Here is a 13,506-nt window from a genome sequence, read left to right as displayed (position 1 = left end):
AGGCAAGAACGTCAGCACTACACCGACTGATTTCTTGACCGGGCCGAGCTTAAGGACGTCATGGAGCACTGACCACGCACAAAAGTTGAATTAGCTTTTTGGAAAATTCAAAAGATGAAATAGCGAGATGCGGACGGTCCCGACACAGAAGGCTCTGAAGCGGGCGTATGGAAGTTTCGAATCCGGATGTTTTCGACGAATGTTGTTAAATCGTCACAGCGAATTTTTGTGACTTTTTAAAGAAGTTAAAAATTGATTTTTATTTATTTTAAATCGATAAGGCATGCGATGCGATTTAGCCGCTTGGATTCGAGGGTGCCCCGGTGCTTTGATGCGAGCGCCGACTCACGAGAATGCTGCTGATGACGATGCACGAGAAAAGCATCTTGTCAATCAGCGAAGTGGCCGATCGATCGTGCGTACAAGTCTGGCCTGTATTCGGAACCTGGTGTGGGCGATTCTATCTAGATCATATTGACCGTATTCGATATGTCTCTTCGGTAATTTTTTCATCGCAAATGTATTAAGCGATTCCAGCATGAAGACGGAATGTGTGTGAGATATATAAGCGGCAGGTGAAGAGCGCAAAGGGCGCAAAGGGTGCAATCGTCGATGCCGCTGCAAGCCGGCCGAATTCCCGTCGCGTCGTTTCGCCTTCGAGATTGGGTGTGCGCGAACTGAATGTCAGACCTGACGGGACGGCAGGGAATCGAAATCAGTCCAATCTTCGAGGACGTAGTGGCGGGCATCCATCGGGCACGTGAGTAGGTTGGCCCAATGGTCGCCATGCCAGCTTCGCGTCTCGGGCAGCGGCGGCGGGCTCGCGCTGGGCGCGGCGGCCGCAGGCGAGGCCGATGGGCGGGCGAACATCAGGCCGAGTAGGCGTCGAGTGATAACAAACATTGAAAACTCCTGAAATCCGAAGCATCTCACTTCGATGGTATTTCTCGAGTTCAACCAGACAAGACGCGTTAACACCTAGACATGCATCGATACTGAATGATTTCAATGCGATGGGGTCGCACTACAAATTGCGTACCATATTCGAATGGGCCCGGCTGCATAATGTCGCGCCAACGTTTGCGGGCGATATGTGATGCGGAATACCACGTGACGATCTATCCGAAAAACACTTGACTGAAATTTGCCGGCTATTTATAAATTCGGCGTGGGCCGCCTCCGATTAACCGAGGTGCCTGCCCAATCGGTCAGAGACGCGCCGACTTTGGTATACATCAACTACTTGGGATGCAATATGGAAACGGGTGTTGTCAAATGGTTTAACGATGCCAAGGGCTTTGGTTTTATTGCTGCAGATGGCGGCGGCGAGGATCTGTTCGCGCACTTTTCCGAAGTTCGCGTCGAGGGCTTCAAGTCGCTCAAGGAAAATCAGCGTGTCTCGTTTGAAGTGAAGACGGGCCCGAAGGGTAAGCAGGCTGCCAATATTCGCCCGCTTTAAGTGCGTCGAGGCTGATCAGGAAAACCCGCCGAAGAAATGATGGCGGGTTTTTTTATTGGCGTTGCGCCTGCGTATCCCGTGCCGTCGCGCTGCGTCCGGCTCTAGCCTTGCGCGGGTACGCCGCCGCTTTCGCACACATGATTGAGCGCGCGCATCAGCGCGTCCGATTCCGATGAATCGAATTTGGTGAGCTGCCGCCAGTTTGCGAGCGATTCCGCGAGTTGGCTCTGGCAATCGTCGGCATGACGCACGGGCGTCACGCGCGCGAGTGCCTGAATCAACGTCGCATCGAGTCGATCGAGATGCGGCCGGATGTCGGCCGACAGATCAGGCGCGGCTTGCGTCGGCGCACCGCTCGCGTGCCATTGCGCGAACAGGCGCTCCTGGACAATCTTGCTTGCCTCGATTTGATCGCCGAAGAACAAGCGCGCGAAGTCGGGATCGACGCCTTGCGACGACGCACGCGCCACGACGTCGGCGAGCACCTGTTTCTCGCGAGGCGCATCGGTAATCGGCTTGTGATTGATCCACTTGTACTGCGCGACTGGCGTCGCGAGCGACAGACGCTCGGCGACGAGCGCGATCACATTGGTCAAAGCGGTCGTTTCACCGGTTGCGTGGGCAGCGCGGGGCGCGAGGCTCAAAGAGGTGGAAACGGCGAATGCGCAGATCAGCGCGGCAGTGCGGCGAGCAAGGGGCGTCATGCGTTCGGCGGCGGATGTGGGAACCGCGGGGAGTGTGCGGCATGAAGGCCCGAGTTGTCACTGAAACAATGACGATCCGGATGACAAGACATGACCGCAGTCCGGTACGGCGCGGCGTGATGAACAAATAGCCCGCGACGCGCGCGCTCCTCGCCATATGCAAGCGAGTCGGCCGCCATGCGGGCGTCTCTTCAGGTCGTTTTCGGGCGTGCCTGACGTTCTTCAAAGAACGCTCGCACGTGATCCGGCAGATCGGCCAGAAATTCTACGTTGGATGGCTCCGGATCCGGACTGGCCACCTTTTCGGGGGCAGGGATCTTCGTGGGCTTCGCATCCATGATCATCTCCCAAACATGCCTTTGATTATCCGCTTGTGTATCGGCTTGTTACAGCGCCCCGTCCATTCGCTCGCACAGGTGTTGCGCCGTCGGCACATCCGTCTGTGGGCGCCGCCGTCGACGGCAGCCGTAAGCCTGTTAACGACGCGCCGATTGTTTTGTTGACATCGTATGCATGCGTTTTTTTGTTCGTGCGCATCGTTCGAGCGATTGAAGCGGTCGGCGCGATCCAAAACAAAAAACCCGCCGAGAACCGAAGTTATCGAGCGGGTTTTTTGTTTCCCGTTACAGGGGGAATTCTGGTGCCGGAAAGAGGAATCGAACCCCCGACCTTCGCATTACGAATGCGCTGCTCTACCGTCTGAGCTATTCCGGCGACGAAGAAACGAGAGTATAGCGGCGCTATTTGAAGAATGGAAGCCCCTTTGTGCAAACGCGTTAAAAAAACGCGCGGCGTGTTTTGCACAAGGCGTCCGGTGGCGCGTTCCCGTGCACGCAATGCTTGCGGCGGTGCGTCTGGCGAAACGCGTGAGCATGCGGTATCCAGTAGCCACGCTCGACGCGCGCATCGCACGCTCGTACGCGTTCGGGCCGCGTTCGCAAGCATCGATCGCGACCATGAAGTGCCGGCTCCGTTCTTTTTTTGGTAGCCGGCATTCCGTGCCACAAGGCGTCTGCCGGCGGTGCGGCGCGAGAATTGCGATGCGCAAGCGGTGAAGCGAGACACGATGTTCACCCAGGGAACGACAACAATGACGATTTTCGCGAGAAAGACAATCGATGCGCTTCAGGCCGAAGCGGATGCGGGAGACGATTTCGATGCCGGCGAAGGGCATCGGACTTTGAAACGAACGCTGTCCGGTTTTGACCTGACCTTATTAGGAATTGGCTGCATCATCGGAGCCGGTATCTTCGTTTTAACCGGTCATGCGGCGGCGTCGAATGCGGGACCGGCTGTCGTGCTTTCATTCGTTTTCGGCGCGATCGTGTGTGCGTTCGCCGGGCTTTGCTATGCCGAAATGGCGTCGACGGTCCCCGTCTCGGGGAGCGCCTACACGTATGCGTACGCCACGATGGGCGAATTCATCGCCTGGTTGATCGGATGGGATCTGATTCTCGAGTATTGTCTCGGCGCGACGACCGTCGCGATCGGATGGTCCGGATATGTCGTGAGTTTTCTGCGCGGCTTCGGTATCGAGATTCCGCCGGCGCTCGCCCAGGCGCCATTCGCCTACGACCCCGTCACGCATTGGAGTCACACGGGCGCATTCCTCAACATTCCCGCGATGCTCGTCGTCGCGGTCATCACGGTCCTGCTCGTGACGGGTATTCGCGAGTCCGCGCGCGTGAATAGCGCGATCGTCGTGATCAAGGTCCTGATCGTTGTCGCGTTCATCTTGTCGGGTTTCGCCTTTGTCGATCGCGCGCATTGGGTGACCGCGCACAACCCCGACGGCCTGTTCATTCCGCCTAATGCAGGTCACGACGGCGTGTATGGGTGGAGCGGCGTATTGCGCGGCGCGGCCGTGGTGTTCTTCGCCTATATCGGTTTCGATTCCGTGTCGACCGTTGCGCAGGAGACCGTCAATCCGAAACGCAATATGCCGATCGGTCTGCTCGGTTCGCTGATCATCTGCACGATCCTGTACGTGCTCGTCTCGTATGTGCTCACGGGCATCGTGCCGTTCGACAAGCTCAACGTCGCCGATCCGATCGCGGTCGGCATCGATGCGATCGGCATGCGTTGGCTCGCGCCGATCATCAAGCTCGGCGCGATCTTCGGTCTGACCTCGGTCATCCTGGTCCTGCTGCTGAGCCAGCCGCGAATTTTCTACACGATGTCGAAGGACGGCTTGCTGCCGCCGTTCGCGGCCCGGATCCATCCGCGCTTTCGTACGCCGCACATCACGACGATCGTGACCGGCATCGTCGTCACCGTGCTCGCGGGCCTGTTGCCGATCGGTCTGGTCGGCGAACTCGTGAGCATCGGCACATTGTTCGCGTTCGCGGTCGTGAGCATCGGCGTCGTCGTGTTGCGCATCACGCATCCCGAGATCGAGCGGCCGTTCCGTACGCCGGCGGTCTTTATTGTCGGGCCGCTCGGAGCGATCTCGGCCGTCTTCCTGATGGCCGGTCTGCCTGCCGATACGTGGTTGCGCCTGGTCGCCTGGATGGCAATCGGCATCGTCATCTATTTCGGCTATGGCATCCGGCATAGCCGGATGCGCGAACGCACGCGCTGATCGCGCGCGGGTCAGTCGGAGTCCGCGGGCTCCGGTCGTAGCGCGAACGCTTGCGCATAGAGCGCGAGCGTTTGCGCAAGCGCGTCGGTCATCATCGTGTCCTCGAGCCGGATCGGTCCGGGGTCGTTGAGCGACGCATTGATCATCGTGCCGATCACGATCTGGAATCCGACCGCGAGCCGCCGCGATGCATCGGTGCGTTGGCAAAGCTCGGGCGTGCGGATGAGCCGCTGTGAAATATCGCGGATGAACTCGCGTCCCAGTTCCTTGAACGGCTGCCATCCTCCCGACGTGTGGTCGCGCCGCTGCATCGATGCGCGCAAGATCCCGCGGTGGTGCAAGTGCCATTGCCGCACGCCGTCGACCACGCGCACGCACGCATCCTGAAGTCCGATCCGCGCGCCGTGTTCGCTGTCGAGATGCGTCGTCAGCGCGCGCTGCGTGCGCATCCCGTCGTCGAGTGCGAGCCGCTGCAATGCGAGGAAGTACGCCTCCTTGCCCTCGAACCGCCGGTAGAACGCGCCCGTCGTCAGGTTGGCGTGCTTGCAGAGTTCGCTGACGCTGAGTCCTTCGTAGCTGACATGCGTGAGGAGCGCCCGGCCCGCCTCGAGCAACGCGTCGGCCGAACGCTGGCCGCTCTTGTAGCGCGGCGCGACGAATCCGTCCTGGTTGCCGAGGGCGATGGACAAAGGCGGTTCGGATGGCTTGGACATGGAAAACCCTGAATTGACCCTCCGAATGGTAGTCCATATTATCTTTTCAAAAGATAGCGGACGTTACCAATTCGTTCGCGCCCCCGGGAAACCGTTGCGCGGTATCGAGAACAGGAGAGGCATATGAACGCAGAAACGGCCACGGCCGAGCAGGCGGCCCCAGCGATTATTCGATCCGGAGTACGAAAGACTTCGTTCACGATCGATCCGATTTCACCCATGATCGGCGCGGAAGTCGGACGCATCGATCTGACGATGCCGCTCGACGACGATCAATACGCCGCGCTTCGCGCCGCGTTACTTGAACACAAGCTGCTCGTGTTCCGCGATCAGGACATCACCCCGCGACAACACGTCGACTTCGCGCATCGGTTCGGCGATCTCGAAATCCATCCCGTCTTTCCGCATCACCCCGAACACCCCGAACTCGTGCTGCTCGGCGGCGACCACACGACGGCCGCGCGCGAGAACGTCTATCACACGGACGTGAGCTGGCGCGCGCGACCCTCGATGGGATCCGTGCTGCGTTGCGTCGAATGTCCGACGGTCGGCGGCGATACGCTTTGGGTCAATATGGCGGCCGCCTATGCACGGCTTCCGCAGACGGTGCGCGAGTCGATCGACGGCCTCGTCGGCGTCCACGATCTGTTGCCTGCTTTCGGCACGCGCATGACGGACGACGAACGCACGGCGCGCCGGGCCGCGTATCCGCCCGTGATGCATCCGGTCGTACGGACCCATCCCGAAACGCAGGAACGGATTCTCTACGTGAACGAAGCGTTTACGACGCACCTCGCCAATTTCGTCGAAAAGAACGATGTTCGCGTGGGCTTCGATTTCCGGCTCGCGGAAATGGACATCCTTCAATACCTGTTCCGTCAAGCCGCGATTCCCGAGTACCAGGTTCGACTCAAATGGCGTCCGAACACGATCGCGTTCTGGGACAACCGCGCCACCCAGCACTACGCGATCCAGGACTACTTCCCCGCGCGCCGCCGGATGATGCGCGCGACGATCATCGGTGAAGTGCCGGTCTGATCGCGTCACAAACAGGCGACGGCACGAACGGTCGGTATGGCCGACGCGCCGTGGCATCCGCAAGACCGAAGAGAGGCATGCAGTGAATATGTTGGAAACAGACGCACAGATCGACGCATGCGGTTTCGACCGCGCTCGCGCGTGGGATACGATCGACATCACGTTCGAACGGCAGCGGCGCGCATTCAAGGACGCGCCATACCCTTCGCTCAACGCGCGGCGCGCCACGCTGCGTCGACTACGAGACGCGATCCGAACGCACGCGATGGTCTGCGCCGACGCGGCCCGCGAGGACTTCGGCATACGCGCATCGGACGAGACGCTGCTTGTCGATCTGTTGCCGTCGCTCTTGCATATCGATCACCTGAGGCGTCATCTGCGCCGCTGGATGCGGCCGTCACGGCGGAGCACGGAGCTGTTGTTCAAGACGAATCGCGCGGCGGTCCACTATCAGCCGAAGGGCGTCGTCGGCATCGTCGTGCCGTGGAATTTTCCGTATTACCTGGCGCTGGGGCCGCTCGCGACCGCGCTCGCGGCGGGCAATCGCTGCATGATCAAGACGTCGGAATACGCGCCGCATGCGTCGCGTGCGCTTCGCGCGCTGCTCGAAGACGTCTGCGATGCGGACGAAGTGGCCGTCGTTGAAGGCGACGCCGATTGCGCGCGGCGCTTTTGCGCGTTGCCGTTCAATCATCTCGTGTTCACGGGCTCTCCCGCGGTCGGTCGCCATGTCATGCAGGCAGCGTCACGAAATTTGACGCCCGTGACGCTCGAACTGGGCGGCAAGTCGCCCGCCGTCGTACTGCGTTCGGCGTCGATCGAGACGGCGGCACGGCGCATCGTGCACGGCAAGCTGACCAACGCGGGGCAGGTGTGCGTCGCGCCCGACTATGCATTCGTGCCGCAGGAATCGGTCGACGCATTCTGCGAGCATGCGCGGCGCGCGCATGACGCGCAGGCCGGAGATGGGGCATCCGCGACGTCGATGATCGACGCGCGCGGATACGCGCGCATGGAAGCCCTGCTCGATGATGCGCGCGACAAGGGCGCGCACGTCATCGTGTGCGGACCGAATTCACCGGAAACACGTCAATTCGCGCTGCACATCGTCACGAACGTCTCGCCGCGCATGCGCATCGCGCGCGAGGAAATCTTCGGACCGATCCTGCCCGTGTTCGCGTATGCGTCCTTCGACGATACGATCGACTTCATCCGCTGCCACGAGCGTCCGCTTGCGCTCTACTGTTTCGGACACGATCGCGAAGAGCGCGAACGTCTGTTGCGCGAGACGCATGCGGGCGGCGTGACGTTCAACGACTGGGGCTGGCACGTACTCAATCACGATCTGCCGTTCGGCGGCAGCGGAACGTCGGGCATGGGCAACTATCATGGCGAAGAAGGCTTTCGCGAACTGTCGCATGCGAAGGCCGTGTTCTCCGAACATCGCGCCTTTCCGATCGAGCTGTTTCATCCGCCTTACGGACGCTGGGCACAGCGGCTCGCGATGCGCTGGTACTTCGGCGCCGACGTCGCGGCCGCCCTGTACGCCATCCCCAAATTCGACGTGGACCGGTCTGACATCCGTTGAATCGCGTCTCGCACGGGAACGTCGAGACGGCATCCGCACGGCGCTTGCAACGCACGCGTACGAAGTATGTAATCAGGAGGACGTAGTATGTTGGGCATGATGATGGATCGACCTTTGCTGATTTCGTCGATACTCGAACACGCTGTTCGCTCCGATGCGCAGCGCACGATCGTTGCGCGCGACACGGACGGAACGCTCTGGCGCTATTCCTATCGCGAGATGGCGACCCGTGCGCGGCGCCTCGCGAATGCGCTGCTCGCGCGCGGAATCGCGCGCGGCGACCGCGTGGCGACCCTCGCCTGGAACGATCACCGGCATCTCGAGATGTACTACGCCGTGCCCGGCATCGGCGCGGTGCTGCATACGTGCAATCCGCGTCTGCATGTCGATCAACTGGCTTACGTGCTCAATCACGCGGAAGACACCGTGCTCATGTTCGATCCGGCCTTCGCGCAGCTCGTCGAGGCGGTCGTGCCGCGGTGTCCGAAGTTGCGACACGTCGTCTGTCTGAGTCACGCGCTTCCGTCGATCGATGTGCCGCATGTCGAGTCCTACGAGGCCTGGATCGCATCGTCGGACGATCGCCTCGCCTGGCCCGAGTTCGACGAGCGCACCGCGAGCGGACTCTGTTATACGTCGGGCACCACGGGCCATCCGAAGGGTGTGCTCTATTCACATCGCTCGACGGTGCTGCATTCGCTCGTGCTCGGCGGCAATCAGGCGCTCGCCGTGTCGCCGAGCGATACGGTGATGCCGGTCGTGCCGATGTTCCACGTCAACGCCTGGGGTTTGCCGTACGGCGCGCTGCTCAATGGCGCGGCGCTCGTGTTGCCCGGCGCGCGACTCGATGCGGCGAGTCTGTTCGAGCTGATCGACGCCGAGCATGTCACGTGCGCGGCTGGCGTGCCGACGATCTGGCTCGCGCTCGCGCAATACATGCAGCAGCACGGCGTACGTCCCGCGACGATGCGGCGCACCGTCGTCGGCGGTTCGGCGATGCCGGCCGCGCTGATCCGCACGTTCGCCGAATCGTTCGATGTCGAAGTCCGGCATGCGTGGGGGATGACCGAGACGAGCCCGCTCGGCACGGTCACGCGCGCGCTCGATCCCGTCGACGACCTTGACGACCTCGACGAGCACGCGCTCGATGCACGCTACGCGCGCGCCGCGACGCAGGGCCATCCGGTCTTCGGCGTCGAGCTTGCGCTGCGTACGTCCGATGGCGGCAGGGCGCCGCATGACGGGCAGACGTGCGGTGAACTGCTCGTACGCGGGCCGTGGATCGCGTCGGGTTACGTGGCGAGCGGGACCTGCGCGACCGAGGACGGCTGGTTCGCGACGGGCGACGTCGCGACGATCGACGCGTCGGGCTGCATGCGGATCACGGATCGCGTCAAGGACGTGATCAAGTCGGGCGGCGAATGGATCAGTTCGATCGATCTCGAGAATGCCGTCATGGCGCATCCGGCCGCGTTGATGGCCGCCGTCATCGGCGTACCCCATCCGAAGTGGGACGAACGCCCGCATCTGTTCGTCGTGTCGAGACCCGGCAGCGACGTCGATGCCGCCACGCTGCACGCGTTTCTCGCGCAGCGCGTCGCGAAGTGGTGGCTGCCCGAGACCATCGAGTTCGTTGCCGAATTGCCGCTCGGCGCGACCGGAAAAGTCCAGAAGCAGACCCTGCGAGAGATCTGGGCGGCGCGCGCGCGAAGCGTCGAGGCATCGCGCGCGGCGTCCCGAGAGGCGAACGCCGGGCGGATCGCGGACGCGCCGGCGAGCTGACGCGCCGCGCTCGTTCGCTTCGTCCATGTGTGCACCGATGTGCGCCTTGATCCCGAAACCGATCGGCCTCCGAATGCGTGCGTGACGCGGCATCGATTGCCCGTTATGCACGCCGAGTCCGACCTCTGCATGCGTGAACATGATGACTTCGCTGCGCCCATCGCCCGCTTATCAACCCGTGCGCGCCTGGTGCGTCACGGCCATGCTGTTCGTGCTGATCGCCATCAACTTCATGGACAAAGTCGTCCTCGGCCTCGTGGCCGCGCCGTTGATGCGCGAGTTGCATCTGTCTCCCGCGCAGTACGGTGTGCTTGCGGGAAGTTTCTTCTTCCTGTTCGCGCTGAGCGGCGTCGCGGGAGGCTTTCTGTCGAATCGCTTCGCGACGCGGTGGCTATTGCTCGCGATGAGTTTGATCTGGGCGATCGTGCAGTTGCCGATCGCGTTCAGCACGTCGCTCGTCGCGCTCGTGGTCTGCCGCGTATTGCTTGGCGCGGGCGAGGGGCCTGCGCAGCCCGTTGCGATTCACGCGTGCTACAAGTGGTTTCCCGATGCGCGGCGCAATCTGCCCGTCTCGGTGTTCCAGCAGGGCGGGGTGTTCGGGATGGTCGTCGCGGGGATCGGGATTCCCTTGGTCAACGATCGCTGGGGATGGCGGGCGAACTTCTTCGTGCTTGCCGTGCTCGGCGCGGCTTGGGCTATCGCGTGGCTGTGTGTCGGGCGTGAAGGCACGCTCGATGCGGGGAGGACGTCCGAGCGGGCGCCTGCGCGCTTCGATGAGGGCGTGCCGGATACAGCGTTCGAGACCCACGATGCGAACCCGCAGGCCGCCGGAAACGGCACGACATGCGGCGTGAAATCCGACGAGCGCAGCAGCGGAAAGGGCTCCGGACAGGGCGATAAACAGGGCGATAAACAGGGCGACAAACAGGGCGAAAAGCAGGGCAACGAATCGGGCCACGGAAAGGGCTACGAAAACGGCGACGAAAAGGGCATCGAGAACGCCGACGCCCGGCGCGGCGCGCGATACGGCGTCGACGGATCGGCGACCGAAACGCCGCGTCTGCGTTATCGCGCGCTCCTGGCCGACCGGACCGTGAGCTTCACGATCGCCCTGCATTTCGCGGCGTTCCTCTCGCTCGCGCTCGCGCTGACCTGGCTGCCGGCCTATCTGAGCGAAGGGCTCGGCTTCGCCCCGCACCGCGCGGGTCAGTTGTTCGCGGCGACGCTCGTCGTCAGCGCGCCGATCGGTCTTGCGCTGTCCGCGTGGTCGCAACGTCTATTGATGCAGGGCGTGCCGTCACGCATCGCGCGCGGCGCGTTCGTCTGCGCATGTCTGGGCGTCGGCGGTCTGCTGCTGATCGCGGCGGCGCTCGCTCCGTTGCCGCCGCTCGCGAAAGTCGTGTTGATCGCGCTCGCGATCGCGACGACGCCGATCATCTACTCGCTCGGACCCGCGATGGTGGCGCAGATCGTGCCGGCTTCGCAGCGCGGGGCCGCGCTCGCGATCGAATACTCGATCGCCTGGACCGCCGGCGTCATTGCGCCGCCCGTTGTCGGCGGGCTGATCCGCGCGGCGAACAACAACATCGCCGCCGGTTTCGAGCAGGGACTGTTGATCACGGGTGTGTTGCTGGCCGTGCTCAGCGTGTGCGGCTTGACGGTCCTGAACCCCGAACGATCGGTCGAGCGTCTGTCGCAACGGGCGATCGCCTGAGTCCGATCCGCGCGTTTTTTCCAACCCTTACTTCGCGGTTTCGAAGCGTCCCTGCGCGGGTCGAAGGGCGTGCCGCGTCCGATTCACATGCAAGTCCCGCCGATCCCGCGCGATATCGATTTGCGCCGGGCGCGCGAGGCCACACCGGATTTATCGGGGAGAGTCAGCATCATGCAAAGAAGTCTTCAGAAGCCGTATCTGGGCAAGGCGCTGCGCCGCGCGTCGATCGCGGGCGCGATCGGATGTTGGGCGGGGACGTCGTTCGCCCAGTCCTCGGTGACCTTATATGGCCTCATCGATTCGGGCCTGCGCTATACGACGAACGCCGACAAGGCAGGCGACAGCCGTTGGCAGACGATGTCGGGCGGCGCGAGCGAAAGCCATTTCGGCATCAAGGGCAGCGAGGATCTCGGTGGCGGTCTTTCGGCGATCTTTCAGCTCGAGGATCGCTTCTTCACGAACTCCGGCACGACAGATCCGGCGTATCCGTTCTTCAACACGGCGTTCGTCGGCTTGCAATCGACGACATACGGGCGCCTGACGCTCGGTCGTCAATTGAATCCGTTCGCGGATGCGGTCATGCGCACCTACATCACGAACCCCTGGCTGCCGACGGTCTACCAGTTCCGTCCCGAGGTCGGCATGGCGCAGGGCGTCTGGACGAGCAGCATGGCCAAGTACGCGGCGCAATGGCACGACGTGACGGTCGAGGGGTCCTATGCCTTCGGCACGACGGGCGCGTTCGGCGCGGGCAGCCAGATCGGCGCGTCGATCGCGTATGTGCCGCAAGGACCCGTGAGTCTCGCCGCGGGCTACCTCGATGCGCGCGACGCCGTGAACGGGTCGGCGCACTTCAAGGCCTGGACCGCGGGCGGGACCTACACGTTCGACAGCACACGGTTCAGCTTGGGCTGGGCCGAGAACCGCGAGGATCCCGGATTCACGGGCAACTTCCCGAACGGACCCTACACGACGGCGACGCTGACGGCGCTCAAGTTCAATAACTTCACCGAGCGCACGATGATCTTCGGCGGCGTTACGCAGACCGTCGGCGCGGCGACGCATCTGTCCGCGAACGTGTGGCGCACATTGCAGGAGGGCAAGCAGACGAGCGGCGACGGCAACGCGACGCAGTTCCAGTTGATGGCCGACTACAACCTGTCACGACGGACCGACGTCTATATAGAGGGCGACTACGCGTGGTACAGCGGCGGTCTCATTGGCGCGCAGATTCAGGGCTTCAATGGCTTGAGCGCCGCGCAAGGGTCGACACAGCTCGGTGCGATGGTGGGCATTCGGCATCTGTTCTGAGTGTGCATCGATCGCGGTCCGGCGACACGGCGACACGGCGACACGGCGAACCGGTGCTGCGTGCAAACGCCGCCGGTTCGTCGCGCGCACGGCGCCGTCGCATTTGAGGCGGATATCGGCACGACCGTACGCGATCGATGCTTGCGTCATTGTTTTTGTCGTTGGCTTGCGAGGTCTCAAGGGCCTCGTGACTTTAAGCGCTTCGAGCGCGTCATCTCCTGACGCGCCATGTCCTCAAGCGCTGAATTCCCTCGGGTGGCTAAGCGCTCAAAGCCATTAGGCACACGAGGCGCAAAGTCTATGCGTGCCTCAACGGCTTCACTCGCACGCACCTTTGAGCGCTCACATCGCTTAAAGCCCTCAAGCTCCCGAGCGCGCGCAAAGTGCTAAAGCTTCGGATGGCTAAAGCCATGCATGTTCGGCTTTAGCCATCCACACAACCTGATACCACGCAGGTCCGCGTTTACCGATCCTTACGTCACGCGTCCGATGATCGCGCCTTCATCGAGCGTTTGCTCGCGCGCATCTCCGTTGCTCCGCACGCGCGACCTCGCATTGAGTAAAAGTACTTAAGCGTGTGTCGACGCTAAACCGTGCTCAAATAAGACCTTAACGC

Annotated in this window: 11 protein-coding genes and 1 tRNA gene; 7 read left to right on the top strand and 5 right to left on the bottom strand. The window is 62.3% G+C overall.

The window, feature by feature from the left end:
- Positions 1-684 precede the first annotated feature (684 nt).
- Positions 685-870, bottom strand: a complete 186-nt coding sequence (locus D7S86_RS30645; RefSeq protein WP_420813224.1) for a hypothetical protein — start codon at positions 868-870, stop codon at positions 685-687.
- A gap of 385 nt (positions 871-1,255) precedes the next feature.
- Here D7S86_RS30645 and D7S86_RS09565 point away from each other — a divergent pair, with 385 nt between their 5' ends.
- Complete coding sequence (locus D7S86_RS09565) at positions 1,256-1,459, top strand: cold-shock protein (RefSeq protein ID WP_121085757.1); 204 nt, start codon at positions 1,256-1,258, stop codon at positions 1,457-1,459.
- A 101-nt stretch (positions 1,460-1,560) separates the two neighbouring features.
- Here the strand turns inward: D7S86_RS09565 and D7S86_RS09560 are convergent, their stop codons facing one another.
- From D7S86_RS09560 to D7S86_RS09555, 3 genes are all read right to left on the bottom strand, one after another.
- Positions 1,561-2,163 (bottom strand): chorismate mutase, encoded by a 603-nt coding sequence (locus D7S86_RS09560; protein WP_121085755.1) that lies wholly within the window; start codon positions 2,161-2,163, stop codon positions 1,561-1,563.
- Positions 2,164-2,354: 191 nt separating this feature from the next.
- Positions 2,355-2,501: a hypothetical protein gene (locus D7S86_RS29770; protein ID WP_166444110.1), complete on the bottom strand. Its 147-nt coding sequence runs from the start codon at positions 2,499-2,501 to the stop codon at positions 2,355-2,357.
- Between the two features lie 300 nt (positions 2,502-2,801).
- A tRNA-Thr gene (locus tag D7S86_RS09555) sits at positions 2,802-2,877 on the bottom strand.
- 376 nt (positions 2,878-3,253) lie between these two features.
- On the opposite strand from D7S86_RS09555, the gene D7S86_RS09550 reads away from it, so the two are divergent.
- The gene (locus tag D7S86_RS09550; protein ID WP_121085753.1) at positions 3,254-4,744 is read left to right on the top strand and encodes an amino acid permease; all 1,491 of its coding nucleotides are present in this window, start codon (positions 3,254-3,256) and stop codon (positions 4,742-4,744) included.
- 11 nt (positions 4,745-4,755) lie between these two features.
- Here D7S86_RS09550 and D7S86_RS09545 read toward each other — a convergent pair whose 3' ends face one another.
- The gene (locus D7S86_RS09545; protein WP_121085751.1) at positions 4,756-5,457 is read right to left on the bottom strand and encodes a TetR/AcrR family transcriptional regulator; all 702 of its coding nucleotides are present in this window, start codon (positions 5,455-5,457) and stop codon (positions 4,756-4,758) included.
- Between the two features lie 123 nt (positions 5,458-5,580).
- Between D7S86_RS09545 and D7S86_RS09540 the strand changes: the two genes are divergently transcribed.
- The 5 genes from D7S86_RS09540 (at position 5,581) to D7S86_RS09520 (ending at position 12,890) form a co-directional block, all read left to right on the top strand.
- On the top strand, positions 5,581-6,495 hold the full coding sequence (locus D7S86_RS09540; protein ID WP_121085749.1) for a TauD/TfdA dioxygenase family protein: 915 nt from the start codon (positions 5,581-5,583) through the stop codon (positions 6,493-6,495).
- An 88-nt stretch (positions 6,496-6,583) separates the two neighbouring features.
- Positions 6,584-8,083 (top strand): coniferyl aldehyde dehydrogenase, encoded by a 1,500-nt coding sequence (locus D7S86_RS09535; RefSeq protein ID WP_121085747.1) that lies wholly within the window; start codon positions 6,584-6,586, stop codon positions 8,081-8,083.
- A gap of 87 nt (positions 8,084-8,170) precedes the next feature.
- Positions 8,171-9,865: a long-chain-fatty-acid--CoA ligase gene (locus D7S86_RS09530; protein WP_121085745.1), complete on the top strand. Its 1,695-nt coding sequence runs from the start codon at positions 8,171-8,173 to the stop codon at positions 9,863-9,865.
- 139 nt (positions 9,866-10,004) lie between these two features.
- Positions 10,005-11,579, top strand: a complete 1,575-nt coding sequence (locus D7S86_RS09525) for an MFS transporter (RefSeq protein ID WP_121085743.1) — start codon at positions 10,005-10,007, stop codon at positions 11,577-11,579.
- A gap of 171 nt (positions 11,580-11,750) precedes the next feature.
- On the top strand, positions 11,751-12,890 hold the full coding sequence (locus tag D7S86_RS09520; RefSeq protein WP_121086100.1) for a porin: 1,140 nt from the start codon (positions 11,751-11,753) through the stop codon (positions 12,888-12,890).
- The last annotated feature ends 616 nt before the right edge of the window (positions 12,891-13,506 follow it).

The organism is Pararobbsia silviterrae (genome assembly GCF_003628125.1).
Lineage (GTDB): Bacteria > Pseudomonadota > Gammaproteobacteria > Burkholderiales > Burkholderiaceae > Pararobbsia > Pararobbsia silviterrae.
The sequence above is the reverse complement of the archived record's forward strand: the minus strand, read 5'-3'. Positions and strand labels throughout refer to the sequence as shown.